At 60.2% G+C, this 25,685-nt stretch carries 27 protein-coding genes; 14 read left to right on the forward strand and 13 right to left on the reverse strand.

Annotated elements, in window-relative coordinates:
* Positions 1–40: 40 nt before the first annotated feature.
* The gene (locus tag EAH78_RS25145; RefSeq protein ID WP_140670027.1) at positions 41–1,693 is read left to right on the forward strand and encodes a SulP family inorganic anion transporter; all 1,653 of its coding nucleotides are present in this window, start codon (positions 41–43) and stop codon (positions 1,691–1,693) included.
* A 183-nt stretch (positions 1,694–1,876) separates the two neighbouring features.
* Here EAH78_RS25145 and acnB read toward each other — a convergent pair whose 3' ends face one another.
* Positions 1,877–4,486: a bifunctional aconitate hydratase 2/2-methylisocitrate dehydratase gene (acnB, locus tag EAH78_RS25150; RefSeq protein WP_140670147.1), complete on the reverse strand. Its 2,610-nt coding sequence runs from the start codon at positions 4,484–4,486 to the stop codon at positions 1,877–1,879.
* 407 nt (positions 4,487–4,893) lie between these two features.
* Between acnB and EAH78_RS25155 the strand changes: the two genes are divergently transcribed.
* Positions 4,894–5,364 (forward strand): DUF1289 domain-containing protein, encoded by a 471-nt coding sequence (locus EAH78_RS25155; protein WP_123435652.1) that lies wholly within the window; start codon positions 4,894–4,896, stop codon positions 5,362–5,364.
* Between the two features lie 111 nt (positions 5,365–5,475).
* Here the strand turns inward: EAH78_RS25155 and EAH78_RS25160 are convergent, their stop codons facing one another.
* On the reverse strand, positions 5,476–6,336 hold the full coding sequence (locus EAH78_RS25160) for a universal stress protein (RefSeq protein WP_140670029.1): 861 nt from the start codon (positions 6,334–6,336) through the stop codon (positions 5,476–5,478).
* 162 nt (positions 6,337–6,498) lie between these two features.
* Here EAH78_RS25160 and EAH78_RS25165 point away from each other — a divergent pair, with 162 nt between their 5' ends.
* Positions 6,499–7,107, forward strand: a complete 609-nt coding sequence (locus EAH78_RS25165; protein ID WP_046032069.1) for a tRNA-(ms[2]io[6]A)-hydroxylase — start codon at positions 6,499–6,501, stop codon at positions 7,105–7,107.
* Between the two features lie 13 nt (positions 7,108–7,120).
* Here EAH78_RS25165 and EAH78_RS25170 read toward each other — a convergent pair whose 3' ends face one another.
* Positions 7,121–7,609: a GFA family protein gene (locus EAH78_RS25170; RefSeq protein WP_140670031.1), complete on the reverse strand. Its 489-nt coding sequence runs from the start codon at positions 7,607–7,609 to the stop codon at positions 7,121–7,123.
* Positions 7,610–7,646: 37 nt separating this feature from the next.
* Positions 7,647–7,829, reverse strand: a complete 183-nt coding sequence (locus tag EAH78_RS25175; protein ID WP_240051939.1) for a hotdog domain-containing protein — start codon at positions 7,827–7,829, stop codon at positions 7,647–7,649.
* Between the two features lie 100 nt (positions 7,830–7,929).
* Between EAH78_RS25175 and EAH78_RS25180 the strand changes: the two genes are divergently transcribed.
* From EAH78_RS25180 to EAH78_RS25190, 3 genes are all read left to right on the forward strand, one after another.
* A complete protein-coding gene (locus EAH78_RS25180) occupies positions 7,930–8,814 on the forward strand; it encodes a LysR substrate-binding domain-containing protein (protein WP_140670033.1) in 885 nt (294 codons plus the stop codon).
* Between the two features lie 100 nt (positions 8,815–8,914).
* The gene (aguA, locus tag EAH78_RS25185) at positions 8,915–10,039 is read left to right on the forward strand and encodes an agmatine deiminase (RefSeq protein ID WP_140670035.1); all 1,125 of its coding nucleotides are present in this window, start codon (positions 8,915–8,917) and stop codon (positions 10,037–10,039) included.
* 2 nt (positions 10,040–10,041) lie between these two features.
* Positions 10,042–11,139 carry an extracellular solute-binding protein gene (locus EAH78_RS25190; RefSeq protein ID WP_140670037.1) on the forward strand — a complete coding sequence of 366 codons (1,098 nt, stop codon included), beginning with the start codon at positions 10,042–10,044 and terminating at the stop codon, positions 11,137–11,139.
* A 194-nt stretch (positions 11,140–11,333) separates the two neighbouring features.
* Here EAH78_RS25190 and EAH78_RS25195 read toward each other — a convergent pair whose 3' ends face one another.
* The 3 genes from EAH78_RS25195 to EAH78_RS25205 are packed head-to-tail and all read right to left on the reverse strand — an operon-like array spanning position 11,334 to position 13,873.
* Positions 11,334–11,951 (reverse strand): DNA-3-methyladenine glycosylase family protein, encoded by a 618-nt coding sequence (locus tag EAH78_RS25195; protein ID WP_140670039.1) that lies wholly within the window; start codon positions 11,949–11,951, stop codon positions 11,334–11,336.
* A gap of 5 nt (positions 11,952–11,956) precedes the next feature.
* Complete coding sequence (locus EAH78_RS25200; protein WP_140670041.1) at positions 11,957–12,760, reverse strand: isocitrate lyase/PEP mutase family protein; 804 nt, start codon at positions 12,758–12,760, stop codon at positions 11,957–11,959.
* Positions 12,761–12,790: 30 nt separating this feature from the next.
* A complete protein-coding gene (locus tag EAH78_RS25205) occupies positions 12,791–13,873 on the reverse strand; it encodes a bifunctional transcriptional activator/DNA repair enzyme AdaA (RefSeq protein ID WP_140670043.1) in 1,083 nt (360 codons plus the stop codon).
* Positions 13,874–13,991: 118 nt separating this feature from the next.
* Here EAH78_RS25205 and EAH78_RS25210 point away from each other — a divergent pair, with 118 nt between their 5' ends.
* Together EAH78_RS25210 and EAH78_RS25215 are read left to right on the forward strand one after the other, a co-directional pair.
* Positions 13,992–14,411: a VOC family protein gene (locus EAH78_RS25210; RefSeq protein WP_140670045.1), complete on the forward strand. Its 420-nt coding sequence runs from the start codon at positions 13,992–13,994 to the stop codon at positions 14,409–14,411.
* Positions 14,412–14,909: 498 nt separating this feature from the next.
* A complete protein-coding gene (locus tag EAH78_RS25215) occupies positions 14,910–15,302 on the forward strand; it encodes a DUF6124 family protein (protein WP_140670047.1) in 393 nt (130 codons plus the stop codon).
* 46 nt (positions 15,303–15,348) lie between these two features.
* Here EAH78_RS25215 and EAH78_RS25220 read toward each other — a convergent pair whose 3' ends face one another.
* The 4 genes from EAH78_RS25220 to EAH78_RS25235 all read right to left on the reverse strand — a co-directional run bounded on the left by EAH78_RS25220 (position 15,349) and on the right by EAH78_RS25235 (position 18,552).
* A complete protein-coding gene (locus tag EAH78_RS25220) occupies positions 15,349–16,335 on the reverse strand; it encodes an alpha/beta hydrolase (RefSeq protein ID WP_140670049.1) in 987 nt (328 codons plus the stop codon).
* Entirely contained in the window at positions 16,335–16,775 is a 441-nt protein-coding gene (tspO, locus tag EAH78_RS25225; protein WP_140670051.1) for a tryptophan-rich sensory protein TspO, read from the reverse strand. Before tspO ends, EAH78_RS25220 begins: the two co-directional genes overlap by 1 nt.
* Before the next feature lie 169 nt (positions 16,776–16,944).
* Complete coding sequence (locus tag EAH78_RS25230; protein ID WP_140670053.1) at positions 16,945–17,565, reverse strand: LysE family translocator; 621 nt, start codon at positions 17,563–17,565, stop codon at positions 16,945–16,947.
* Between the two features lie 90 nt (positions 17,566–17,655).
* Complete coding sequence (locus EAH78_RS25235; protein WP_140670055.1) at positions 17,656–18,552, reverse strand: DMT family transporter; 897 nt, start codon at positions 18,550–18,552, stop codon at positions 17,656–17,658.
* A gap of 87 nt (positions 18,553–18,639) precedes the next feature.
* On the opposite strand from EAH78_RS25235, the gene EAH78_RS25240 reads away from it, so the two are divergent.
* From EAH78_RS25240 to EAH78_RS25260, 5 genes are all read left to right on the forward strand, one after another.
* Positions 18,640–19,971 (forward strand): PLP-dependent aminotransferase family protein, encoded by a 1,332-nt coding sequence (locus EAH78_RS25240; RefSeq protein ID WP_140670057.1) that lies wholly within the window; start codon positions 18,640–18,642, stop codon positions 19,969–19,971.
* A 151-nt stretch (positions 19,972–20,122) separates the two neighbouring features.
* Positions 20,123–21,088 (forward strand): tripartite tricarboxylate transporter substrate binding protein, encoded by a 966-nt coding sequence (locus tag EAH78_RS25245; protein ID WP_140670059.1) that lies wholly within the window; start codon positions 20,123–20,125, stop codon positions 21,086–21,088.
* Position 21,089: 1 nt separating this feature from the next.
* A complete protein-coding gene (locus EAH78_RS25250; RefSeq protein WP_140670061.1) occupies positions 21,090–21,584 on the forward strand; it encodes a tripartite tricarboxylate transporter TctB family protein in 495 nt (164 codons plus the stop codon).
* A 24-nt stretch (positions 21,585–21,608) separates the two neighbouring features.
* Positions 21,609–23,117, forward strand: coding sequence for a tripartite tricarboxylate transporter permease (locus EAH78_RS25255; RefSeq protein WP_140670063.1), 1,509 nt, complete (start codon positions 21,609–21,611; stop codon positions 23,115–23,117).
* A 101-nt stretch (positions 23,118–23,218) separates the two neighbouring features.
* The gene (locus EAH78_RS25260) at positions 23,219–23,806 is read left to right on the forward strand and encodes a LysE family translocator (RefSeq protein ID WP_140670065.1); all 588 of its coding nucleotides are present in this window, start codon (positions 23,219–23,221) and stop codon (positions 23,804–23,806) included.
* On the opposite strand, the gene EAH78_RS25265 is transcribed toward EAH78_RS25260, so the two are convergent.
* Entirely contained in the window at positions 23,807–24,640 is an 834-nt protein-coding gene (locus tag EAH78_RS25265; RefSeq protein ID WP_140670067.1) for an AraC family transcriptional regulator, read from the reverse strand.
* A gap of 35 nt (positions 24,641–24,675) precedes the next feature.
* Positions 24,676–25,179 carry a VOC family protein gene (locus EAH78_RS25270; protein WP_140670069.1) on the reverse strand — a complete coding sequence of 168 codons (504 nt, stop codon included), beginning with the start codon at positions 25,177–25,179 and terminating at the stop codon, positions 24,676–24,678.
* A 256-nt stretch (positions 25,180–25,435) separates the two neighbouring features.
* Here EAH78_RS25270 and EAH78_RS25275 point away from each other — a divergent pair, with 256 nt between their 5' ends.
* Complete coding sequence (locus tag EAH78_RS25275) at positions 25,436–25,684, forward strand: transmembrane sensor/regulator PpyR (protein WP_140670072.1); 249 nt, start codon at positions 25,436–25,438, stop codon at positions 25,682–25,684.
* The last annotated feature ends 1 nt before the right edge of the window (position 25,685 follow it).

Here is a 25,685-nt window from a genome sequence, read left to right on the forward strand (position 1 = left end):
TGATACGTGCAGCGGTTTTTTTTCGCCTGGAGACACCGGATTGCCCAGCGCCTCACCCCCAAATCTCACCGACCAACCCAATCGCTGGCAGGACCTGTTGGCCGGGTTGTCGATTGCCGGCCTGTTGCTGCCCGAAGCGGTCGCTTACTCCAGCATCGCCGCCGTAGCCCCGCAAGCCGGGGTGATCGCCTTGTTTGCCGGTTTGCTGTGTTTTGGGCTGTTCGGTACCAGCCGTTTCGCCATTGTCTCGGCGACATCCTCGTCGGCAGCGGTGTTGGCAGCCGCCACCGCAACGCTGGCCAACGGCGATCCGCAATTGCGCTCGACCCTGGCCATCGGCCTGGTGTTGGTGACCGGCGCGTTCTTTTTGTTGGCCGGGTTGTTCAAGTTGGGCAGCGTGACCTCGTTCATCGCAAAACCGGTGCTGCGTGGTTTTGCCTTTGGCCTGGCGCTGACCATCATCCTCAAGCAAGTCGCCAGTGTGGTCGGTGTGCACCTGAGCGACGGCAATCTGGTGCGTTTTCTGCCGCAACTGCTGGAGCAACTGCCGCAATGGAATTGGGTGGCGGCGAGTGTCGCCGCCGTGGCGTTGGCCTTGCTGGTGCTGTTTGCAAGGTTTCGGCGCTTGCCGGGCGGCTTGTTGGTGGTGGTGATCGGGATTGCGGCGAGTCAATGGCTGAACCTGCCGGCGTATGGCGTGAAGTTGATCGGCGTGATCGATCTGAGCCTGGAAGTGCCGAAGCTGCCGGTGTTGCCGTTTACTGACTGGTTGCGCCTGGGTGAATTGGCTTTTGCGATGGTGATGATCCTGTACGCGGAGTCTTACGGCTCGATCAGCGCCTACGCGCTCAAGCACGGCGACCGGATCTCGTCGAACCGCGATCTGCTGGCGCTGGGTGCGTCCAACTTGTTGTCCGGTTTGTTCCATGGGATGCCGGCGGGGGCAGGGTACTCGGCAACGTCGGCTAATGAAGCGGCGGGAGCTACTTCGCGACTGGCCGGAGGCGTGGCGGCGCTGGTGGTGTTGCTTATCGTTTTGACCGTGTTGCCCTTTATTGCCCTGACCCCGGAGCCGATTCTCGCCGCCATCGTCATCCATGCCCTGGCCCGAGGCTTGAGCCTGCAACCGCTGGGACGTTATTTCATCTGGCGGCGTGACCGGTTGCTGGTCATCTGCGCGGTGGCCGCCGTGTTGGTGCTGGGTGTGCTGGACGGGTTGCTGCTGTCGGTGGCAATCAGTGTGGTGTTGATGCTCAAGCAACTGTCGGCGGCGGACATTCAGATCCTCGGGCGCATCGATGGCGGCCACGACTTTGTGGATCTGCAACTCCATCCGACGGCGCAAGTGGTGCCTGGGGTGTTGATCGTCCGGCCGGGGGAGGCGTTGTTCTTTGCCAACGTCGAGCGGATTCTGGGCAGCACGCTGCACTTGATCCGCCATTCGCAGACGCCGATTCATTCGGTGGTTCTCAGCCTGGAGGAATCGCCGGATCTGGATGGCACCAGTATTGAAGCGTTGCAGGTGTTTTTTGTGCGGGTGCGGGGGGAGGGGAAGCAGTTGGTGTTGGCCCGCCTAAAGGATTCGGCGCAAATGGCATTGTCGGCGTTGCCGCAAGTGAAGGAGACACAGGTGATCCTCAGCGGCCTGAGCGTGGATGGTGCGGTGCAACAAGCCCTCAAGACCTACCCATAACCCTGTGGGAGCAGGCTTGCTCGCGAAGGCGGTGGATCAGTCAACAATGAGGCCGGCTGACACACCGCCTTCGCGAGCAAGCCCGCTCCCACAAGGGATTTGTGTAAGGGCATAGCCATGTAGCAGGCATAAAAAAACGCCCCTCATCTCGCGATGGGCGGCGTTTTTCATGGCGTTGCAGCGTTACGCTTGAACCACTGGAATGTTGGCGTTCGCAGCAGCTTCACGGAACTCGGCGATCTGGTCGAAGGACAGGTAGCGGTAGACATCGGCCGCCATGCTGTCGATCTTGCCAGCGTATTCCATGTACTCCTCGACGGTCGGCAGGCGACCCAGGATGGACGCCACGGACGCCAGCTCGGCCGAAGCCAGGTAGACGTTCGCGCCGTCACCCAGACGGTTCGGGAAGTTACGGGTCGACGTCGACACAACAGTCGAGTTCGGCTCTACACGTGCCTGGTTACCCATGCACAGCGAGCAGCCCGGCATTTCCATGCGCGCGCCGGCTTTGCCGTAGATGCCGTAGTAGCCTTCTTCGGTCAGTTGGTGAGCGTCCATTTTGGTCGGCGGCGACAGCCACAGACGGGTTGGAAGCTGACCCTTGACCTGATCCAGCAGCTTGCCGGCCGCGCGGAAGTGACCGATGTTGGTCATGCACGAACCGATGAACACTTCGTCGATCTTCTCGCCAGCAACGCTGGACAGCAGACGGGCGTCGTCCGGGTCGTTTGGCGCGCAGAGCACAGGCTCTTTGATGTCGGCCAGGTCGATTTCGATGATTTCAGCGTATTCGGCGTCAGCATCGGCAACCATCAGCTCAGGGTTGGCAACCCAGGCTTCCATCGCTTGGGCGCGACGTTCCAGAGTACGTGCATCGCCGTAGCCTTCGCCGATCATCCAGCGCAGCAGGGTGATGTTGGAGTTCAGGTACTCGGTGATGGAGTCTTTCGACAGCTTGATGGTGCAACCGGCAGCCGAACGTTCAGCCGAGGCGTCGGACAGCTCGAAAGCCTGTTCGATGCTCAGGTTGTCCAAGCCTTCGATTTCAAGGATGCGGCCGGAGAAGGCGTTCTTCTTGCCTTTCTTCTCAACGGTCAACAGGCCAGCCTGAATCGCGAAGTAAGGAATGGCGTGAACCAGGTCACGCAGGGTGACGCCCGGTTGCATCTTGCCTTTGAAACGCACCAGGATCGATTCCGGCATGTCCAGCGGCATAACGCCGGTGGCCGCAGCAAACGCAACCAGACCGGAACCGGCCGGGAACGAAATGCCCATTGGGAAACGGGTGTGCGAGTCACCACCGGTACCGACGGTGTCCGGCAGCAGCATGCGGTTCAGCCAGCTGTGGATGATGCCGTCGCCCGGACGCAGGGAAACGCCGCCGCGGGTCATGATGAAGTCTGGCAGGGTGTGGTGGGTGGTCACGTCGATCGGCTTGGGGTAAGCCGCGGTGTGGCAGAAGGACTGCATCACCAGATCGGTCGAGAAGCCCAGGCACGCCAGGTCTTTCAGTTCGTCACGGGTCATAGGACCGGTGGTGTCCTGAGAACCGACGGTGGTCATTTTCGGTTCGCAGTAGGTGCCAGGACGAACGCCTTTGCCTTCTGGCAGACCGCACGCCTTGCCGACCATTTTCTGTGCCAGGGTGAAACCCTTGCCGGTGTCGACAGGTGCTTCTGGCAGTTTGAACAGATCGGTTGGGCCCAGGCCCAGTTCAGCGCGCGCCTTGTCGGTCAGACCGCGACCGATGATCAGCGGGATACGGCCGCCAGCACGAACTTCGTCCAACAGCACCGGCGTCTTCATTTCGAAGGTGGTCAGGACTTCGTCGGTGCCGTGTTTGCAGACTTTGCCAGCATGCGGATACAGGTCGATCACGTCGCCCATGTGCATGTTGGAAACGTCGAACTCGATGGGCAGGGCGCCGGCATCTTCCATGGTGTTGTAGAAGATTGGAGCGATCTTGCTGCCGAAGCAGAAACCGCCAGCACGCTTGTTCGGAACGTGAGGAACGTCGTCACCGAAGAACCACAGTACCGAGTTGGTTGCCGATTTACGCGACGAACCAGTACCGACCACGTCACCGACGTAGGCGATCGGGAAGCCTTGACCGCGCATTTCTTCGATCTGCTTCATCGGGCCGGTCACGCCTTGGACGTCAGGCACGATGCCTTCACGGGCCATTTTCAGCATGGCCAGGGCGTGCAGCGGGATATCCGGGCGGGACCAGGCATCCGGGGCAGGGGACAGGTCGTCGGTGTTGGTTTCGCCGGTGACCTTGAACACACGCAGGCTGATCTTGTCGGCCAGGGTCGGACGGTTCTGGAACCACTCGCCGTCAGCCCAGGATTGCAGCACGCCCTTGGCGTGTTCGTTGCCGTTCTTGGCTTTTTCAGCGACGTCGTGGAACGCATCGAACATCAGCAGGGTGTGCTTGAGTTGAGCGGCAGCGACTGGAGCCAGTTCGGTGCTGTCGAGCAGGTCAACCAGGGTCACGATGTTGTAGCCGCCCTGCATGGTGCCGAGCAGTTCAACAGCGCGCTTCTTGTCGATCAGAGGGGAGGTTGCTTCGCCTTTGGCCAGGGCGGACAGGAAACCAGCCTTGACATAGGCTGCTTCGTCCACGCCAGGTGGAATGCGATTGGTGATCAGGTCAACGAGGAAAGCTTCTTCGCCAGCCGGGGGATTCTTCAGCAGCTCGACCAGGCCTGCAGTTTGTTCGGCGTTAAGCGGCTGGGGAACGATACCCAGTGCTGCACGCTCTTCGATATGTTTGCGGTAGGCTTCAAGCACAGTTATTACCCTCATCAGTGGTCCCAAATGGGTGTCCGGGACGCTCATCCCGAAATTGCCGTACTCATGCGCTGCGTGGCGTTGTGGGCCACTTAGCCAGAATTACCGACAATTCCTTACAGAAGCTGCTTTCAAAGTTTTACGCCTGCAGAACGGGAGCTGATGAGGGTTGGCGTTGGGCTTTTCCCCGCTGGAAAAACCCTTCGCCAACACCGCTCTGAAGGAACGACTGTGCTCGTGACGCTTTGAAAACAGCTTCTAACGGACATTGGCGCCTTAAAAGGCTGGCTGATTCTACGGCAAAAAAAAATTAAAGGTAAGTTAGCCCCTGAACTTTGAGGGGTGATGAATGTTAGACAAAGGGCTAACATGCCCGCCTGTTCTGCTTTCCCGTGTTTTGCCTACCTATGCCCAATCAGACCATCAAGACTCCCTGCGTCGGCCTCTGCTCCACTGTTTACGGTGACCTGGTGTGCCGTGGCTGCAAGCGTTTCCACCACGAAGTGATCAACTGGAATGGTTACAACGAGGAGGAGAAGCGCGCGGTATGGCTGCGTCTTGAGCAATTGTTGTCCCAGGTGATGGCCAGCAAGCTGGAGGTTTTCGACGCCCAGCGCCTGCGTCTGCAGCTGGAGCAACGCAAGATTCGCTTTGTGCCGCATCAGTCGGAGTATTGCTGGGCGTATCAGCTGATTGCCCGTGGGGCGCGGGTGATCAACAACCTGGAGGCGTACGGGATGGTGCTGATGCCGGAGTTTCGTGACTGGAACCTGCCGGAATTGCGTGATGCCATTGATCGGGAATTCTTTTTGCTGTCTGAGGCGCATTACCAACGGTACATCGCGCCGGGCTTTCTAAAAGACGCCTTCGGCGCCTGAAAGCTTCGCGAGCAAGCCCGCTCCCACATTTAACCGAGTTCCACCAGTGGAATGCGATCGAATGTGGGAGCGGGCTTGCTCGCGAAGGCGTCAGATCCGACACCGCCCATCTCAATGCTGAGCCAATTCCTCAAGGTGATCCTCAATCTCCTGCGGCTTGAGCACCAACACATCACTCTCCACCGAATCCAGCACCACTTCCGCCGTATTGCCGATCAACGCCCCCGACAACCCCGACCGTGCCACGGTGCCAATCACAGTCACCGCCGCCTGCAGCTTGTGCACCATGAACGGAATCAACACATCCGCCGGACCTTCCTCGATATGCAAATGCGCATCGTCGATGTCGAATTCCGCCTGGAATGCCTTGCACTGCTCGCGATAGCGTGCCTCGATGGTTTCCTTGAGCTGGAAGGTCGGGTCGGCCGACGACAGCATGGGCGACGGATGCGCACTGATTACGTGCAGATGCGCCTTGGCCAGAATGGCGATGTCATAGCCGTGATCGATGATGGTGTTGTGCAGGTGACGGTGTTCGCCGTCGCTGTTGCCTACATCGATGGCAGCCAGAATGACTTTGTCTTTCCAGGAACCGGCCGTTTTCACCAGCAGTACCGGCGTCGGGCATTCACGCAGCAGTTTCCAGTCATCCGGGGTCAGTAGCGCCTTTTTCAGCGGGCTGTCCGGGTAATGCTGCTTGACCACCAGCCCGCAGCCCTCGGCCTGCTGCACATCGATAATCGTTTGGTGCAGGCTTTCGTTCCAGGCCTGTTCGGTGGTGACGCTAAAGCCGTCCGCCAACAACGCTGCCTTGAGCACGCCCAACATAGCGCTATGGTCATGTTTGCGGTCACCGACCAGCAGGTGCAAGTGCGCCTGGGTCACTCCGGCAATCAATTTGGCCCGTTTGAGCGCCAGGCTCTCCGAGTGTTCGGGTTCGATGACCACCAGGATGCTGCGAATGGCTTGCATGATCGGGATCTCCATAAACGGCTAAAAAGCACGGCGTTGCACAACTATAGTTGCTGCTCGCCAACCGGGTACTTGATGCATATCAACGGTTGGCGACTGGTGGTCTGCCGGCAGGCCGGTATAATCGGCGCCCTTCGTTTTGACCATTTATCCGTGAGCCCCATGATCCTTCCCGAAATTCACGAGTTCCTCGGCTGCCGTACCCCTGACGGCTGGGTGCAGGCCGCATTGGCCGATCAGGAAACCTTGCTGATCGACCACAAGAACTGCGAATTCAAGGCCGCCAGCACGGCGCTGAGCCTGATTGCCAAGTATCACTCCCACGTCGACCTGATCAACCTGATGTCGCGTCTGGCCCGGGAAGAACTGGTGCACCACGAGCAAGTCATGCGCCTGATGAAAAAGCGCAAGATCGAGCTGCGCCAGTTGTCCGCCGGGCGCTACGCCTCGGGCCTGCGCAAAGTGGTGCGCAGCCATGAGCCGGTGAAACTGGTGGATACGCTGGTGGTGGGGGCTTTCATCGAAGCCCGCAGCTGCGAGCGTTTCGAGGCACTGGTGCCGCATCTGGACGAAGAACTGGGCAAGTTCTACTTCGGCCTGCTGAAAAGCGAGGCCCGGCATTTCCAGGGTTACCTGAAGCTGGCCTACCAGTACGGCGACGCAAAGGACATCGCCCAAGTGATCGACAAGGTGCGCGCGGCCGAGCAGGAACTGATCGAGTCACCGGACGTGGAGTTCCGTTTCCACAGCGGTGTGCCTGCTGCGGCCTGACGGTTAAAGCGCCTTAGCGGCTCAAGCCGAGGCGTTCATGCCAATCGGCAATGGACTCCTCGGGATACACCTCGAACTGCTGATCACCCGCATGCACCTCAATCTCCACCCACGGTGCTTTTGAACCGAGCATCAAATGCGTGTGCTCCGGTGGTACCGGCAGCGGCGTGTCGATGGCGGATGCGAACGGGTGGATCAGCTCCGGCCATTCAGGGCTGAACAGCCACAGTCCCGTGCCACACAGCGAGCAGAAATGCCGCTCGGCGCTGCTGCTGTGCGCACGTTTATCGCCTTCATCTTTCATGCGCGCATGGTAGATCGCGATGTGTTTGCGACCGCGAACCTTGAGGCTTCCGGCATCGCCGCCGAGGTTGATCGCAAACCCGCCGCCGCCCTGGGTCTTGCGACAAATCGAGCAGTAGCAACGCTGATAAGGGTAGGGGTGGGCGCTGTTCAAACTGAACGACACCGCACCGCAATGGCAGGAACCTTCGAGTTGCATGGCAACCTCCGATCGGACTGGGTTTTATCCAGACAGACTAGACCGGCACCAGAATCGCATCACCCGTCGCCACCAGTTTGAGTTGATCACCGCTCCGGGCAAACAGCTCGGCGCGGGCGAATACCTGCTTCTTCCCGGCCTTCACCACCCGACCGCGAGCGAAGAACACTTCACCAACGGCGGGCGCCAGGCAGTTGACCGAGAAGTGAGAGGCCAGCACGTTGCCGGCGACCGTGCCAGCGGCAAAACCGCACGCAGTCCCGCTAGACGCCCGCAAATGGCCAAGGCAGCATGGAGGCCTTAATCTTCAAGGCTGACTCATGCGACGACTACCCTCACTGGCCGCACTGCGAACTTTCGAATGCGCCGCCCGCCACGCGCATTTCGGCCGGGCCGCCGCCGAGTTGTGCGTCACCGACAGCGCCGTCAGCCATCAAATCCGCCAGCTCGAAGAACACCTCGGCGTTTCGCTGTTCATCCGCGAAGGCCGGCAGATTCGCCCGACCATGGCCGCCGGTCGACTGATGCAAAGCCTGCAGCAAGCCTTCGAACTGATCGGCGATGCCTGCGATGAGCTGCGCGATCCGTCATCGCTGGCGGTGTTGCGCCTGGCTGTTACCGCCGAGCTAGCGCAAAAGTGGCTGATGAGCCGCCTCACGGATTTCTACGCGCGCTATCCACACATCACCCTGCACCTGTACGAACAACCGATTGACGGCACGGCGCCGGGTGAAGACATCGACCTGGCGATCACCTACGGCACCGGTCCGGTGGACAGCAGCGCGTACTTCGTCAGGCCCTTGCCGGCGTTGCAGTTCTTCCCGGTGTGCAGCCCCGGCCTGTTCAATCAGGGCACGCTGAAAACTCCCAGGGATCTGGCCCGTCATTGCCTGCTGCACGACGATCAGGACGGCAAGACCTGGACCGCTTGGCTGACCAGCCATGCCGGTGATCAACGCCCCGAACGACAGCTGTATTTCGCTCACGCCGGCCTCGCGCTGGAAGCCGCGGCCCAAGGGCAGGGCGTGGCCATGGGCGATAACCTGACGGCGCAGGAGGATTTACTCAGCGGGCGCCTGGTCCGGCCTTTCACCTCGAGCATGACCGCCCTCGGCCAATACGCACTGGTGTGCGAGCGGGTGCGGCTGGAGCGTCCGGCGGTGGCGCAGATGCTGGAATGGTTCAACGATCAGTTGATCGTTTGATGAGTTGAATTCAACTATCCCGAAATAATCATCGTTGGCGAGGACGGCGCCAGCGACCTTAGCCTGTGGTCATTCCAATCCCCGCTGATGAGGTTTGACCATGGCACGTTTGCTCGATTCCACCCCCAAACAAGACGGTTTCCGTCTGCCCGGCGAATTCGAAACCAAGTCCGGTTGCTGGCTCGGCTGGCCGGAGCGCACCGACGTCTGGCGCAACGGCGCCAAGCCGGCGCAGAAAGTCTGGGTGCAAATCGTCACCGCCATCTCGCACAGCGAACCGGTCACCGTCTGCGCCTCGGCCGCGCAGTTCGCCACCGCCCGCCGGCAGTTGCCGCCGCAAGTGCGCGTGGTGGAAATGACCTGCAACGACACCTGGTTTCGCGACAGCGGGCCGTGCTTTGTGGTCAACGACGATAGCGGCGAAGTGCGTGGCGTCGACTTCGAGTTCAACGCCTATGGCGGTCTCGACGGTGGTTTGTACTACCCGTGGGACAAAGACGATCAGATCGCCAGCAAAATCCTCGAAATCGAACGTTTCGACCGCTATCGCGCACCGCTGATCGCCGAACTGGGCGGCATCCAGAGCGACGGCCAAGGCAGCATCCTCACCACAGAACAATGCCTGCTCAACCGTAATCGCAACCAGCATCTGGGCAAAGCGGAAGTCACGCGGCGCCTGACCGATTACCTCGGTGCCGAGCAAGTTATCTGGCTGCCACGGGGCTGCAAGTTCGACGAAACCGACGGCCATGTCGATGACCTCGCGTGCTTCGTGCGCCCCGGTGAAGTGGTGCTGCAATGGACCGACAACCGCGATGACCCGCAATGGGAAATCTATCAAGAGGCCTACGACATCCTGCGCAGCACCCGCGACAGCCGTGGCCGCGAGTTGATCGTGCACAAACTTCCGCAGCCCGACGTGCTGGAGTGGACTGCTGAAGAAGCCGAGGGCCTGGATCAGCAGGACAGCACGCACACGCGGCAGGCCGGGACACAGATCTGCGCGTCGTACATCAACTACTACGCCGGCAACACCTCGATCGTGGTGCCGCTGTTTGGTGATCGCAACGATCAGGCTGCGATGGCGACCCTCGCCGAGTTGTTCCCGCAGCACAAAATCGTCGGTATCGAAAACTCTCGGGAAATCCTGTTGGGTGGCGGCAACGTGGCTTGCATCACCATGCCTCAGTACGCCGCGCCTGCCAGCAACAAAAAGGGAGTATGAACATGGGCCTGCACAAACTGACTCAAGCGTTAATGCTGGTGCTTGCACCCCTGTGTGTGCAGGCCGCCGACACCGCCAAACCGGTGGTCAACCTGTACATCTGGGGCGAGTACCTGGCACCGGATACGCTGACCAATTTCGAGAAACAGACCGGCATCCATGTGGTCGCCGATCACTTTGACTCACTGGAAACCGTCGAGACCAAATTGCTCACCGGTCGAAGTGGCTATGACCTGGTGCTGACAGCGGGTCAACATCTGTCCCGAGCGATCCAGAGCGGCGCGATCCAGACGCTGGACCGCAAGCAAACGCCGCACTTCCAAGGCGTCGGCGAGGAGTTCCGCCAGCACATGGCGGTGTTCGATCCGGGCAATCGTTACGCCGGCATTTATGCCTGGGGCACCACCGGCGTCGGTTACCAGGAAGAAGCGGTGAAGCAGCGCCTGCCCGACGCGCCACGGGACAGTTGGGCGATGCTGTTCGACCCGGCCGTGGTGTCGAAATTTGCCGATTGCGGGGTCAGCCTGCTCAACGATCCCAACGAAGTATTCGCGGCGGTCATGAAGTACATGGGCCTGGACATCAACCGCCAAAGCCTCGATGACCTGAAACTGGCCGAACAGCAATTGGCGAAGATCCGGCCGTACATTCGCTATTTCGACAATGACCTGAACATCAGCGACCTGGCCAACGGCAACACCTGCGTGGCGATGTCGTGGAACGGCAACGTGGCCATCGCGGCGGGGCAGGCCGAAGCGGCGAAGAAACCGTTTACGCTGAAGTACCAGATCCCCAAGGAAGGCACGTTGATCTGGTTTGATGCCATGGTCATTCCCAAGGACGCGCCGCACCCCGAGGCGGGGCTGGCGTTGATGGATTACTTGATGACACCTGAAGTGATCGCGCCGATCACGGACACCATTCACTACGCCAATGCGATTACGGCGGCGGACGGGTTGGTTGATCCGGCGATTCGCGATGATCCGGGGACGTACCCGTCGGCGCAGGTGAGGGCTTCGTTGTATAGCAAGAATGACAATGGGAAGGCGTTTAACCGGGCGTTGATTCGGGCGTTTAGCCGGTTGAAGTCGGGGTTGTGATTGGCCCTTAGTGATGGGGTGAGTTAGCCGGCCCCTTCGCGAGCAAGCCCGCTCCCACATTTGACCGCATTCTTCTGGGAGAACTCGGTTAAATGCCTTCGCGAGCAAGCCCGCTCCCACATTTGACCGCATTCTTCTGGGAGAACTCGGTTAAATGTGGGAGCGGGCTTGCTCGCGAAGAACGATGACTCGGTCTATCGGGTAGGCACTCGCCACAAATACCACGCCGCCACTGTCCGATACGGGCTCCACCCCAACCCGATCTCCACCATCTGCTTGCGCGTCGGCTGCACCTCGAGCCCCTTCAGCCGCCGATAGCCCTCACGCACGCCAAAATCATCGGCCGGCAAGATATCCGGCCGCTCAAGGCTGTAGATCAGCAACATCTCAACCGTCCAGCGCCCAACCCCACGCAAGATGATCAGACGCTCGATCAACGCCTCATCGTCCATGGCCAGCGCCGTCGCATAGTCGGGCACCACGCCATCCAGCGTCGCTTGGGCAATCCCCTGAATGGTCGCGATCTTGCCCGCCGAAAACCCGCAACTGCGCAATTGATCAAACCCGGTCGCCAGGATCTGCTCCGGCCGTGGAAACGTCACTGACGGAAACAACGCCAGCAACCGCCCGACAATCGCATCCCCGGCCTTGGCGTGCAGTTGCTGATAGGCAATCGCCCGCACCAGCGACTCATACGGATCGCGAGCCGCATGCGGTTGATGCAGGCATGGGCCAACAGCGGCGATGTGGCGCGCCCAGTCTGCGTCGAGGGCCGCCAGAAATTCGGTTGCGGGCCGATAAGGATCGGGCATGGCGATCAAGCGTTCCCGGCCGTTTTGAGCAGGGCGTTCACTTCACCGTATGTCAAAGCCTTGAGGTGACTGCTGTCGAGTTTGCCGGTTTCCAGAAAACCCTTGGCCAGCCCAGCCATGGCGCCATACAGAAATTCGGCGATGCCCGAACCGGCGCTCAAACGCCGCACGCCCAACGCTTTCAGCGCTTCAGGTGAAGGCAGGCTCGCAAGCCCCAGCACGTTCACCGGCAGCGTGGTGCCTTGGCACAATGCAGCGATCTCGTACTCCGCCGAAACACCCGCCGCGAACAACCCGTCGGCACCTGCTGCTTGGTACAGCGCGGCACGCTTGAGGGTTTCGGCGACGCGATCTTCGGCCGGCACCAATCCCTTGAGGTACACATCGGTGCGCGCATTGATGAACAGCTTCACATTGCGTTGATCAGCCACTCTGCGCGCCACGTCAATCTTGCGCACCAGCAACTCGGGCGAGGACGCGCCGTCCTCGATATTGATCCCGACCGCCCCGGCAGCAATCACCGCCTCAATCACCTGCGCGACACGCGTCAGGTCATCGGAATAGCCGGCCTCTACGTCCACGGTCAACGGCACGGAAATCACCCGGGCGATGGACTCGACGGTCGAGACCAGACGTTCAAGGGGCAGGGCGTTGCCGTCCGCATAACCATGGGCCCACGCCACCGCCGCGCTGCTGGTGGCGACGGCTTTGCAGCCCAGTTGCTCGACGATGCGCGCCCCGGTGGCGTCGGCGACGTTGGTGAGGATCAACAAGCCTTCGTGGTGCAGTTGGTGGAATTGCTTGTCCATCGAAGTCCTTCCTTATGACGATTGAGGCAATCAGAACGCCAGTTGCTGGGTCATCTGCATCGCGGCGTTTTCCAGCCGGAGCAGAAACGCCTTGCGCGGTTGTCCTCCACCATAGCCGGTCAACGAGCCGTCTGCACCGATCACCCGGTGGCAGGGCACCACGATGGACAGTCGATTGTGTCCGTTGGCCAGGCCCACCGCACGACTGGCGCCGGGCTTGCCCAGTAGTCTGGCGATGCTGCCGTAGGTGCTGGTCTGGCCGTACGGGATGTGTGCCAGTGCAGCCCAGACCTGCCGGGCGAACTCGCTGCCGGGCGTGTGCAGCGCAACGGTGAATTCGCTGAGTTTGCCGGCGAAGTACTGCGCCAGTTCGGCTTCGATTTGTTGCAAATGCGCGTTATGCCCCGGCGCGACCGCGTAGCCATAACGGTTCTGCAGTTCTTCGACTTCACGGGTCAATGCCGGGCGGTCGAGGAATTCCAGTAACACCAGCCCACGCCGCTCGGCCATGGCAATCATCGGCCCCAGTGGTGTGGTCAGGCGGGTGAAGAGCAGTGGCTCACTCTGCGCCGCCCGGCCCGGGGTGATGTGGAACGACTTCTGGAACGCGTCACGAAAACCGCTGAGGGATTCATAACCCGAATCGAAGGCCGCGCTGTCGATGGAATCGCCCTGTTTGATCCCGCCCAGCGCCATGCCGAGGCGGCGGGTGCGCAGCCAGGCGTGGAAGGTCATGCCGAAATGCTGCTTGAACCAGCGCCGCAACTTCAGCGGCTCGATGCCCTCGGCCAGCAACTGGGCATCGGTCCAGCGCTGCTCGGGATCGGCGTCCACCGACTTCAGCAGCGTCTGCACCCAGCTTGGCGCGATGGCCGCTGCGTCCAGCGGTTTGCAGCGCAGACACGCGCGATAACCCGCCGCCATGCATTCATCGGCGTGCGCAAAGAACTCAACGTTCTCCGGTTTTGGCGAGCGCGCCGTGCAGCCGGGGCGGCAGAAGATCCCGGTGGTTTTCACCGCCGTGAAGAACACGCCTTCGTAGGCAGTGTCGCGTTCGAGCATGGCGCGAACCATTTCGGCGTGGGGCGGCAGCAAAGCGGTTTGTATGTTCATGGGCTGAGCATAAAACCCTGGGGGCGGTGACTCCACCGGAAAATCGACAGTGAATTTTTGAGGCCCTAGGCTACAGTGTTCGGGTTACCGGTCATGTAGCCCTTCAGGAACCGATTTCATGCCACCGTTCACGATTCAACACATTGATCACATCGTGCTGCGCGTTCAGGACCTGGAGCGCAGTATCACGTTTTACGCGCAGGTATTCGGCGCTGAACTGGTCAAGCGCCGCGACGATCTGGGGCTGGTGCACTTGCGCGCCGGGACCTCCATGATCGACCTCGTCAGCCTGGACGGTGAACTCGGGCGCAAGGGCGGGGCTGCCGCGGGTCAGGAAGGGCGTAACCTCGACCATGTCTGCCTGCGCATCGAACCCTTTGATGAGGTGGCACTGGTCAGTCACTTGCAATTGTTTGGTCTGACAGCGGCGAAGGCGGCTAAGCGCTTTGGTGCTGAGGGTTATGGCTTGTCGCTGTATTGCTTTGACCCGGATGGCAATCAGGTTGAGCTCAAAGGGCCGTCGACTGATCAGCCTTAAGTATCCTCAAGCCGCTCAGGTAGGAACTCCATTCGGGGTCAAGCGAACTTCAAGGCATCAAACCGGCCACTCGATAGGATTCGATCATTTTCTGAAAAATGTCGGACGTTTCTTTGTTTTTTTTTAAGCTTTTCACGCGTTTAACGAAGCGCGTTTAAAAACACTTGGTGTTACGTCCCAAAGGCTACAAAACCTTGCGCCGTTACCTACGGTTCAGAGAGAATCCGCCGGCTTGTGCGTCTGTGGCTCGGGGCTTATCGTTTCCGTGTCGCTGAATATCAGTGACCGGGTTTGGTAGCCCGTTTGTCCACATGACGCATAGCGTCACCTTATGCAGATGCTGCTTTTTGGCATGCGTTTTAATGGTGGCCATGCGCAGGGCGTCTTCGGGCGCGCCGGATTTTCCATGTGGGCCGGTCTACCAACCTTCGTATGGCCACCACCCTTCGTTTGGTAGCGAGGGAGATGGCTCCGACAATCCCACATGGAGTTTCATCAATGTTCAAGGTCACACCCAACCCGCCGGACACCGATTCGCCAGATACCGATCCGCCAACCGCCGATTCAGTGTCCCCGTACGAATCCCTCGACCCCAAAAAACTCCACGACGCCGCCGAACGCGCGCTCAACTTCTATCTCAACCCGGCTGCGCTCATGAACAACACCCCTCGTAAACCCAGCACCATTTACATGATTGCCCCAGACGTCGACCATGAAACCTTGCTGGTTCAAACGTGCGAGAACATGGCGTCGGCCAGTGTCATGGCCAGCAACGTGGCGGCATCGCTAGAGGGGACTCATCGCAGTAACGTGCTGGCGTTGCAGCAGGTCATCATGTTGGGGGAGCTGGCGGTGAATCGAATGCTGGATAACTTCGTTCCGCCTAAGTAATCGCTGCATCACGTTGGCGGGGGAGCTTGCTTCCTCGCCAACACCGCTAGGCGTCTGCCAGCGCATTGATCCGAGCCGTTATCCACTCACGGCCATACGCAAGCACGCTATCTGCCAGGGCGGTCGGAAAATGAATAAACCCGTGTGGACATGACGCCAACACATGCACCTCAACCGGTGCCGATTTCATCCACCGAGCGGCTAATTCGAGTGTGTCGTCTCTCAGGGGATCCATCTCACCGGCAAACATCAGCGCAGGCGGGAAACCCGTAAAGTCGCCATACAGCGGTGACAAGGGAGGCTGCCGGCGTTGCTGGTCATTCAGGTCCGGCGTCAGCCTGCGCAACGCTTCAACCATGCCGGGGCCGTCCAACACCAGCGTTTCAGGAGGCGCCGCACGCACGCTCGCCGTTCCCGTCAAATCGTAGACGCCGTAATACAACAACGCACCGCTCACCCGTTGAAGCAAGTCGGGTGATAGCGCCAGCAACGTTGTCGCAGCCAAATGAGCCCCCGCCGATTCACCGACGACGATAACGGGCAGGCCGGTAAATTCTTCACAGCTGTCATTCAGTAGCCAGCGCGCGGCACGCAGGCAATCCTCCATCAAGCCCTCAATCGGCGTCGTTACGGCAAGCCGATAATCGACCGAGACGACCGTGACGTTGCACGACTTCACCATGGCCACGTTGAAGTTGTCATTCATCTGCGCATTGCCAATCACCCAACCGCCGCCATGGAAATCCAGCACGACGCCCTTTGCTTTGCCTTTTGGCCGGATGATCCGAACGGGCACTGAAGCGTCGTCCACCTCAATCACCTTTCTTTGCGCCTTGAGTCCATGCTTGAGCAATTGACTGGCACCGCCGATTTGACTGGCGCGCAGCAAGGTCTGGATCAATCGAGGCATGAGGCGATTGCGGATACGAAAGCGTGGCAACCAGGCGAGCTTCTTGTTGAAATCGCACACTTGCGCCAACGCACGCTCGTCAGCAGGCCAAGGCGATTTGATCCCCTCGCTGAAATTCGTCATCAGCGGTTATTGCGCAAGATGGAAAAATTCAACGCGGCGGCGACGCAAAGCCACAGAAGGTAAGGCAGCAGAATCAAGCCAGTGATCACATCCAGCTGCAACGCCATCACCACCATCACCGCGACCGCCAGCCAGAGCAGCGTCAGGATCACCATGCCGGCGAAAATGCGCTGCGCGCCGAAGAACACCGGCGTCCACAACGTATTCAACGCAATCTGCGCCGCCCATAACGCCAACACCTCCTGACTGCCAGGTATCAGGGTCAACCGGTACCCGGCCCAGGCGAGCAAAAGGTAGATCGTCGACCAGGCGACTGGAAACACCCAGTTGGGCGGGGTAAAACCGGGTTTGACCAGCGATTCGTACCACTGGCCCGGTTTGAAAAAGAAGCCTGTGCTTGCGGCGGCACCGCAGGCGAGAAGAAAAATGAGAAAGGTCATCGGCGATCCTTGGCTGAGGTCATTTGTCGGGGCTGCAAGGCCATGTCGGCAGCGTTAAAGAGATGACGCCCAGCGAAGCGAAAAGTTTGGATGGGGGAATAACATTTCTCAGATGCAAAGGCGGGAAGGGGGCGATGTCGTGCTTAAAGAACCATCGTCCCGCGGTTGTTCACGACCGCTTCGCCATCAACAACACCGAAGCCGCCGCCGACAACAACCCCGCGCAGCACCGGTTGAAAATCCGCTTGCCCCGCGGCTCGGCGAACCAGCGACGCATGTGCAGCCCCATGTAGGCGTACGCACAGATCGCAATCCATTCCAGCATCAGAAACAGCGCGCCCAGCAGCGCAAACTGCGGCGTCACCGCGCGGGTCGGGTCGACAAACTGGGGCAGGAACGCGGTGAAGATCAAAATGGCCTTGGGGTTGCCGGCCGCCACCAGAAACTCCTGTCGCGCCAAGGCCAGCACGCCGACGGGGGGCCGGGTGTCAGCGCGCTCGGCACCAGGGTCGGCGCGCCACAATTGCCAGGCAAGGTAAAACAGGTACGCCGCGCCGACGATCTTGATCCCGTAGAACAGCATTTCGGAGGTTTGCAGCACCACGGCCAATCCCGCAGAGGCGAGGGCGATCATGCCGGCGAACGCCAGTAATCGACCGATCCCGGCCACGCAGGACGTGCGGTAGCCGTAGCGCGTCGAGTTGCTGACCGACAGCAGGTTATTCGGGCCGGGCGCCATGTTCAGGGCAAAGCAGGCAGGCAGGAAAAGGGTGAGGGTGGCGAGGTCCATGGCGAGTCTCCGGGAACGAGAGCGCTATTTTTATCATGGCCGCTGTGCGGCTCGCCCCGTACAGCCGTGATCGCAAGCCGCAGTACACTTTTATTTGGCGAACTTTCTCGCGCCTGCCACGCAGAAGATTACTGCCACCGTCACCCCGAGCATGCCGAGGCTGACCTGTTCGTGCAGCAGCGTCGCCGCCAGCGCCAGGCCAAAAAACGGCTGCAGCAGTTGAAGCTGACCCACCGCCGCAATCCCGCCCTGCGCCAGCCCGCGATACCAGAACACGAAACCGATTAGCATGCTGAACAGCGACACATACGCCAGGCTTAGCCAGGCAGACATCGTGATTCCGGAAAATGAAACGGGCATCCGCCACACCGTCAGCGCGGCCATCAGCGGTAGCGACAACACCAACGCCCAGCAAATCACCTGCCAGCCGCCCAATTTTCTGGACAGTTTGGCGCCTTCGGCATAACCCAAACCGCACGCCAGAATCGCCAACAGCATCAGCAAATCACCGACAGGCGACGCGGTCAGCCCCTGGGAAACGGCGAAGCCGATCACCAGCAAACTGCCCAGCACCGAGAAAAACCAGAACGCCGGTCGAGGACGCTCACCACCACGCAACACGCCAAACGCGGCCGTGGCGAGCGGCAGCAGGCCGACGAAGACGATGGAATGCGCAGACGTCACGTATTGCAACGCCAGTGCCGTCAGCAACGGAAAGCCGACTACAACTCCCAACGCCACGATGAACAAAGGCAAGATTTGACTACGCGCCGGGCGCTTTTCCTTGAACAGCCCCAGCATGCACAGCGCCAGCACGCCGGCGATGGTGGCCCGGGCCACGGTCAGGAACACCGGGTCGAATTCGAGCACGGCCACGCGGGTGGCGGGCAGCGAGCCGCTGAAAATCAGCACGCCGATGAAGCCATTGATCAGCCCGCTGGCGTGCTTGTCCAGCGTCGGTCTGTTGAGCGTTGAGGTCCTTTCCATGTGGCGTCTCCGTGTCAGGTTGCGTGAACGGCATCCTATGAGCCAGGATTAAGAACAATCAAAAAATTGTCATGGATACATCCCACGATGCCACGCTCCCGATACAAGTCCCTGGTGGACACCCTGGCCGCCGATATTCACTCGGGGCGCTTGCAGCCCGGCACACGCTTGCCGACGCACCGTCAGTTGGCCGCCAGCGAAGGCCTGGCACTGGTCACGGCCAGCCGGGTGTATGCCGAGCTGGAAGCGATGGGGCTGGTCAGCGGTGAAACCGGGCGCGGGACCTTTGTCCGGGAGACCTCGTTGCCGCCCAGCCACGGCATCGATCAACCGGACGTTGCGCCGGGGGTGATCGACCTCAACTTCAACTATCCCGCGCTGCCGGGGCAGGCCGACCTGTTGCGCAATGCCTTGCGCCAACTCGCGTTGTCCGGCGACCTGGAATCGCACCTGCGCTACCAGCCCCATTGCGGACGTGCGCATGAGCGCGCCTCCATCGCCCGACATTTGCGCAGCCGTGGCCTGACGGTCGAAGCCGACAACGTGTTAATTGTCAGCGGCGCTCAACATGGTCTGGCGGTGACGCTGATGGCGTTGTTGCGACCCGGTGACGTAATCGCTGCGGACGCGCTGACCTATTCGGGTTTCAAAGTGCTGGCCGCCACGCTGCACCTTGAAATCGTGCCCATTCCCGTCACGGAACACGGTCCGGATCTGCAGGCGCTGGAGGACCTGTGCCGCCGGCGGACAGTGCGCGCGGTCTACACCATGCCGACCCTGCATAACCCGATGGGCTGGGTGATGGCGGCTGAGCAGCGCGAACACCTGGTGTCGATTGCTCGCAAGCACGACTTGCACATCATCGAAGACGGCGCCTATGCATTTCTCGCCGAAGACGCGCCGCCGCCCATCGCGGAGCTGGCCCCGGAGCGGACGATTTACGTGTCCGGTTTTTCCAAAAACGTCGCCACCGGCCTGCGCGTTGGCTTCATCGCGGCCCCTGCGCAAAAGGTCGCCGAACTCGAACGCACAATCAGGGCGACCACCTGGAACACCCCGGGTGTCATGACGGCCATCGCCTGCGCCTGGCTCGACGACGGCACCGTCACGCGGCTCGAAGCGCAAAAGCGCGAAGACGCACAGGCGCGACAGAAGCTGGCCGATGAGGCGCTGAGCGGACTGGCGGTGATTCGCCACCCGTCGTCCTACTTTCTGTGGCTACCCTTGTCGGAAGACGCTCGGGCGGACCAGATTGCTGTGGCTCTGATGCGCGAGCAGGTCTCGGTGTCCACCGCCGAACCCTTTGCGATTTCGCTCCATGTGCCGCACGCCCTGCGATTGGCGCTGGGCTCGGTGGACATGAATACGCTTGGGCAAGCGCTGGTGAAAGTGAAGTGGGTGGTGGAGGCTTATACGTAAGCAGCCCATGGTAGAGGGCTATCTGGGCAACAAGACGTCCTCAATCAAAACCATGGCCTACGCTTGTTCACAGACGCATGTTCAGTGAGTAGGGGTTGCTCCTGAGCGAGATTCAACCGACACCGACAAAAACAAGATCAGGAGACCGCTCATGTTCGCTTTGTTCCGTCGCTTCAATTACGCCGCTGCCGTGGCAATTACCGCTGCCGCACTCTCGACACCCGCGCTGGCGCTGGACACCGTCAAGTTCATGGCCCCGGGCTCCGTCGGTGGCGGCTACGACCAGACCGCCCGCGAGTTGGGCAAAGCCATGATCGAGGCCAAAGTCGCCAAATCCGCCACCTTCGAAAACAAGGGCGGGGCTGGCGGAACGCTGGGGTTGGCGCAGTTTGCCAACAGCACCAAGGGCGATGTGGATGCGTTGCTGGTGGTGGGCGCAATCATGGTCGCGGGCATTGAACAGAACAAACCGCAAATCACCTTGAAGGACGTGACACCGATTGCCCGATTGTTCACGGAGTACAACGTGATTGCGGTGCGCAAGGAATCCGAGTTCAAAAGCCTTGAGGACTTGCTCAAGGCCTTCAAAGAAAAGCCGACCAGCATCACGTGGGGCGGTGGCTCCAAAGGCTCGGTCGATCACATCGGCATCGCCGAACTGGCCGGCAAAATGGACATCCCGGTGAACAAGGTGAACTACGTTGCTTTCGCCGGTGGCGGCGAAGTGGTTGCCCAGGCGCTGGGCGGCCAGATCAAGGTGATCACCGGCGGTTATGCCGAACTGGGTCAATACATCAAAAACGGCCAGTTCCGCGTGCTCGCCATCGGCGCGCCGGAGCGTGTGCCCGGCATTGATGCACCGACCCTCAAAGAGAAAGGTTATGACGTGATCATTGGCAACTGGCGCGGTGTGTACGGTGCCGCAGGCCTGAGTCCGGAGCAACGTAAAGAATTGACCGACGCCGTCGTCGCGGCATCCAACAGCCAATCCTGGAAGGACAACATTCAAACCAACGCGTGGTCGCCGTCCGTGTTAACCGGCGATGAGTTCGGCAAGTTTGTCGACGAAGAACACGTGCGGTTGCACGCGATGCTTGTCAAAGTCGGGCTGCTTTGACATGGCGGGGCTGCGCAACGTTGTGCCGGCACAGTTGGCGATCGGCCTTGGCCTGATCGCCATCAGTGCCGTTCTCGCGGTCGGGGCCTTCCGGTTTCCACCGGAAATGGGCTTCGTCATTTTGGGCGCACATGTTTATCCCTACGGGCTGGCGGTGTTCCTGGGCGTGGTCGGATTGCTGCTGAGTTACCAAGCGGTTACCGGTGGTTTTCGCGAGTTGGCGGATCACGATGACGAATCGGCCAAAGCATTGCCCGATGGCAAACTGGGTGCGGCGTGGGTGACGGCGGGACTGGTGGGGGTGGCGGTGCTGATTAACCTGATCGGCTTCGTCCTCGCCGCCGGGCTGTTGTTTGTCTGTTCAGCACGCGGGTTTGGCAGTCGCCATCCACTGCGCGACCTGGCCATCGGCATCGCCCTGACGCTGCCGATTTACTGGCTGTTCAACGCCGGGCTCGGGGTTTCCCTGCCGCCCCTTGTCAACGCCTGGATCTGATCCGGGCCGCAGGAGATCAACCCGGTGGATATTCTTGCAAGTCTGGCGATGGGGTTTTCCGCCGCGTTGTCGCCGATCAATTTGATGTGGGGCTTTATCGGTTGTCTGCTCGGCACGGCGATTGGCGTGTTGCCCGGAATCGGACCGGCGCTGACCGTGGCCCTGCTGTTGCCGATCACCGCCAAGGTCGATCCTACCGGAGCGCTGATCATGTTCGCCGGTATCTACTACGGCGCGCAGTTTGGCGGTTCGACCACCTCCATTTTGCTCAATACGCCGGGGGAGTCGTCCTCCATGGTCACGGCCCTGGAGGGCAACCTGATGGCTCGCAATGGCCGGGCGGGGCCGGCGCTTGCCACGGCAGCTATTGGTTCATTTGTGGCGGGGACGATTGCCACGATCCTGTTGACCCTGTTCGCCCCGGTGGTTGCCACGCTGGCGCTGAAGTTTGGTCCGGCGGAGTATTTTGCGATTCTGGTGTTGTCGTTCACCACCGTGTCGGCGGTACTCGGCGCGTCGATGCTGCGCGGTTTCGCCTCGTTGGGGGTTGGCCTGGCTATCGGTTTGATCGGGCTGGATTCGACCTCGGGCATCGCCCGCTACACGCTGGGGGTGCCGGAGTTGGTGGACGGCATTGAAGTGGTGTTGGTAGCGGTGGGTTTGTTTGCGGTGGGGGAGGCGTTATACAGCCTGTTGTACCAAAAGGAAGAAGCCGGCAACCGACACCGGTTGACCTCGTTGTGGATGACTCGCGCCGACTGGAAACGCTCGGTTCCGGCCTGGCTGCGAGGCACGCTGATCGGCTTCCCGTTCGGTTCGATTCCGGCGGGCGGGGCGGAGATTCCGACGTTTCTGTCCTATTCGGCCGAACGCAAACTGAGCAAGTACCCGAAAGAGTTTGCCGGCAACAAAGGCGAGGGCGCGATTGAAGGCGTTGCCGGGCCCGAGGCGGCCAACAACGCCAGCGCGACCGGTTCGTTGGTGCCGCTGCTGACGCTGGGCATTCCGACCTCCGCCACGGCTGCCATCCTGTTGGCCGCGTTCCAGAACTACAACCTGCAACCCGGCCCGATGTTGTTCCAGACGTCGGGGGATCTGGTCTGGACCCTCGTTGCCTCGCTGTACATCGGTAACGTTATCCTGCTGGTGCTGAACCTGCCGCTGGTGGGGTTGTGGGTCAAGCTGCTGCAGATCCCGCGGCCTTACCTGAATGCCGGCATTCTGGTGTTCGCGACCATCGGTGTGTACGGCATGCGTCACTCCTCGTTCGATCTTTTGCTGATGCTCGGCATCGGCTGGGGCGGGGTGTTGATGCGGCGTTTTGACTTCCCCGTGGCGCCGGTCATCGTGGGCATGCTGTTGGGGCCGATGGCTGAAAAGCAGCTGCGTAATGCCCTGTCCATCAGCGAGGGCGACTGGACCACCTTTCTCACCCAACCCATCGCCGCGTCGTTCCTCGCACTGACGCTGCTGGTGCTGATCGTCCCGCATTTGCTCCACGCCCGGGGCATCAAGTTGCACGAGGACGATTGAGCCCAAACGTGTCGGAATGCTTTGGGCAGTTTTCTTCAATACGCAGGGCAGGGCGCTCAGTAACTTGAGCGCTGATTTCCTTGAATTGAAGAAGGTGTGTGATGAGTCTGCTGATTTCCATGGCAACGTTTGCGCTGGTGGCGTCCATCACGCCGGGGCCGGTGAACATTGTGGCGTTGAGCTCGGGTGCGCAGTTCGGCTTTCGCGCCAGTCAACGGCACGTCGCCGGGGCAACGCTAGGGTTCGTTTTGTTGCTGGTGTTGATGGGCCTGGGGCTGCATGAAGTCTTGCGGTTGTGGCCGGCGCTGACGCGGGTGGTGCAATTGGCGGGCGTGGCGTTTCTGTTGTTCATGGCCTGGAAACTGGCCGCGGACGATGGTCGTCTCAATGAAAAAGCGTCGGGCCGGGCGCCGTCGATGTTGTACGGCGCGGTCATGCAGTGGCTCAACCCTAAAGCCTGGCTGGCTTGCGTGGCGGGGATGGGCGCCTTCGTCGCGGACGGCGAGGCGCGGTTGGTGTGGCAGTTTGCGGCGGTGTATCTGGTGATCTGTTATCTGTCCGTCGGCTGCTGGGCTTACGCCGGGACGTTTCTGCGCGGCTATTTGGCCAACCCGGCGGGCATGCGGTGGTTCAACCGGATCATGGCGTTGCTGTTGGCAGTCAGTGCGGTTTACCTCTTGTTGCCCTGATCAGCCGCGATACTGCCCCGGCGTCGCCGCGAGATGTTGTTTGAACGCCCGTTGAAAATGCGCCTGATCCGCAAATCCCGCTTCCAGTGCGACATCGGCAATCAACTTGCCAATGCGCAATTGATCACGGGCGAACTGGATACGCCGGTTAACCAGAAAGGCATGGGGCGTCATGCCGTAATGTTGCTTGAAGGCGCGAATCAGGTAGGACGGCGACAGTTGAGCCGCGTCGCAAATGTCTTCGAGCTTGAGTGGGTGTGTGCAGTTGTCACGAATGTAGTCGGCAGCCCGCTCCAGCTTGAAATTGGGTTCGCGCAGTGCTTGATCGACCGGGTTGAGCCGCTGTTGTACCTCGGTAAAAAACTCTACCGCCGCGCTGTGTTTGCACAACACATCCTGCAGAGGATCAACCAGTATTTCGTACAAGTCGTTGAGGCCGGCGAACAGGTTGCCGTCGCGGGTGTGGGTGATGGAAAACCGTCTGAAGGCCGAGTCCTGGCTGAAACCGAGCTGATGTTGCAGATCGGTCAGCCAAGGCGTCTCGACGTACAGCATCAGGTACGACCACGGCTGGTCGTCGATCGGATTGCAGGCATGCACATCATCAGGGTTCATCAACACCACGGTGCCGGTACTGACCTCGAACTGCGCTTGCTCGTGAAGGTAGGTGCTGCGCCCGGCGGTGATCGCACCGATGGAAAAGTGCTCATGGGCATGCCGGGTGTAGCAGACGTCGCGACCGTCCGCGATGGAACGGGCCTCGATGAAGGGCAGGGCGTCATCACGCCAGAAGCGCGGGGCTTTGTCGGCGTTTTTGGCAGCAGCGTGCTTCATCGTCAGCGTCCTCGGCAGGTCAGCACTGGAGTGTATTAGCTCTCGCCGTCAAAGGCTCGTTGCAAGGCTGCGATGTCGAGCTTCCTCATCTGCATCATGGCCTGCATGGCGCGCTGGGACTTGGTCGTGTCCGGGCTTTTCAGCATGTCCATGAACGGGATCGGCACGATTTGCCAGGACAGGCCGAATTTGTCCTTGAGCCAGCCACACTGCTGGGCCCGAGGGTCGCCTCCGGCGGACAGCGTGCCCCAGTAATGGTCGATTTCTTCCTGGGTTTGGCAATTGACCTGAAAGGACACCGCTTCATTGAACTTGAATTGGGGGCCGCCATTGAGGCCGGTAAAAGGTTGCCCGTCCAGTTCGAAGCTGATGGTGAGCACCATGCCTTCAGGCATGGCGTGAATCTCCTGGCCTGCCTTGCCGTAATGGGTGGTGTCGGTGATTTTTGAATGATCGAAGATCGAACAGTAAAACTTCACCGCCTCTTCGGCCTGAGTGTCGAACCAGAGACAGGGAGTCAGTTTTTGCACGCGTTGCATGGTGGCGCTCCTCTACGGGTTACTCATGCTGGACTATCAGCGTAGTCAGGCTGGCGCCGATCAGTGAGTCCGCAGATCGATAATCTGATAAAAAAATAAAGGTCAAAATGACTGCGTGGTTGGTCCTATAGACTATTTATATGCGTGGTCTAAATGACTGCTTTGATTTCAAATGCCTGATTTAAAAGGGACTAATACCTGGCACGACACTTGATACTTAAAACGTACAACTGACCCGCTTCAGGAGTACGACAAAATGTTCGATTTTTTCAATAACCCTCTGAACGTTCTCCATCTGTCGAGCAAAGTGCTAGGCGCTGGCCTGGTCATGCTGTTTGCCGGCATCTACGGCGCCTACCTCTACGACGGTCATATGCCGATTGCTTTGTTGGTAACGATGCATGCCATGACCATCATCGGCCCTACTTTGCTCAAGATCGGCTACGTCATGCGCCTGCTGGCCCAATACCGGTTGGCTAAAGCCCTGATCCCTGTGGTGGCTTAAA

Origin of the sequence: Pseudomonas arsenicoxydans, assembly GCF_006438915.1 — a bacterium.
Lineage (GTDB): Bacteria > Pseudomonadota > Gammaproteobacteria > Pseudomonadales > Pseudomonadaceae > Aquipseudomonas > Aquipseudomonas arsenicoxydans_A.

Bases quoted from the DNA above. Each gene is read 5' to 3' on its own strand.
- EAH78_RS25155 (WP_123435652.1), top strand. From the start codon at position 4,894: ATGCCCAATCAGACCATCAAGACTCCCTGCGTCGGCCTCTGCTCCACT.
- EAH78_RS25160 (WP_140670029.1), bottom strand. From the start codon at position 6,336: ATGCAAGCCATTCGCAGCATCCTGGTGGTCATCGAACCCGAACACTCG.
- EAH78_RS25165 (WP_046032069.1), top strand. From the start codon at position 6,499: ATGATCCTTCCCGAAATTCACGAGTTCCTCGGCTGCCGTACCCCTGAC.
- EAH78_RS25170 (WP_140670031.1), bottom strand. From the start codon at position 7,609: ATGCAACTCGAAGGTTCCTGCCATTGCGGTGCGGTGTCGTTCAGTTTG.
- EAH78_RS25180 (WP_140670033.1), top strand. From the start codon at position 7,930: ATGCGACGACTACCCTCACTGGCCGCACTGCGAACTTTCGAATGCGCC.
- aguA (WP_140670035.1), top strand. From the start codon at position 8,915: ATGGCACGTTTGCTCGATTCCACCCCCAAACAAGACGGTTTCCGTCTG.
- EAH78_RS25190 (WP_140670037.1), top strand. From the start codon at position 10,042: ATGGGCCTGCACAAACTGACTCAAGCGTTAATGCTGGTGCTTGCACCC.
- EAH78_RS25195 (WP_140670039.1), bottom strand. From the start codon at position 11,951: ATGCCCGATCCTTATCGGCCCGCAACCGAATTTCTGGCGGCCCTCGAC.
- EAH78_RS25200 (WP_140670041.1), bottom strand. From the start codon at position 12,760: ATGGACAAGCAATTCCACCAACTGCACCACGAAGGCTTGTTGATCCTC.
- EAH78_RS25205 (WP_140670043.1), bottom strand. From the start codon at position 13,873: ATGAACATACAAACCGCTTTGCTGCCGCCCCACGCCGAAATGGTTCGC.
- EAH78_RS25210 (WP_140670045.1), top strand. From the start codon at position 13,992: ATGCCACCGTTCACGATTCAACACATTGATCACATCGTGCTGCGCGTT.
- EAH78_RS25215 (WP_140670047.1), top strand. From the start codon at position 14,910: ATGTTCAAGGTCACACCCAACCCGCCGGACACCGATTCGCCAGATACC.
- EAH78_RS25220 (WP_140670049.1), bottom strand. From the start codon at position 16,335: ATGACGAATTTCAGCGAGGGGATCAAATCGCCTTGGCCTGCTGACGAG.
- tspO (WP_140670051.1), bottom strand. From the start codon at position 16,775: ATGACCTTTCTCATTTTTCTTCTCGCCTGCGGTGCCGCCGCAAGCACA.
- EAH78_RS25230 (WP_140670053.1), bottom strand. From the start codon at position 17,565: ATGGACCTCGCCACCCTCACCCTTTTCCTGCCTGCCTGCTTTGCCCTG.
- EAH78_RS25235 (WP_140670055.1), bottom strand. From the start codon at position 18,552: ATGGAAAGGACCTCAACGCTCAACAGACCGACGCTGGACAAGCACGCC.
- EAH78_RS25240 (WP_140670057.1), top strand. From the start codon at position 18,640: ATGCCACGCTCCCGATACAAGTCCCTGGTGGACACCCTGGCCGCCGAT.
- EAH78_RS25245 (WP_140670059.1), top strand. From the start codon at position 20,123: ATGTTCGCTTTGTTCCGTCGCTTCAATTACGCCGCTGCCGTGGCAATT.
- EAH78_RS25250 (WP_140670061.1), top strand. From the start codon at position 21,090: ATGGCGGGGCTGCGCAACGTTGTGCCGGCACAGTTGGCGATCGGCCTT.
- EAH78_RS25260 (WP_140670065.1), top strand. From the start codon at position 23,219: ATGAGTCTGCTGATTTCCATGGCAACGTTTGCGCTGGTGGCGTCCATC.
- EAH78_RS25265 (WP_140670067.1), bottom strand. From the start codon at position 24,640: ATGAAGCACGCTGCTGCCAAAAACGCCGACAAAGCCCCGCGCTTCTGG.
- EAH78_RS25270 (WP_140670069.1), bottom strand. From the start codon at position 25,179: ATGCAACGCGTGCAAAAACTGACTCCCTGTCTCTGGTTCGACACTCAG.
- EAH78_RS25275 (WP_140670072.1), top strand. From the start codon at position 25,436: ATGTTCGATTTTTTCAATAACCCTCTGAACGTTCTCCATCTGTCGAGC.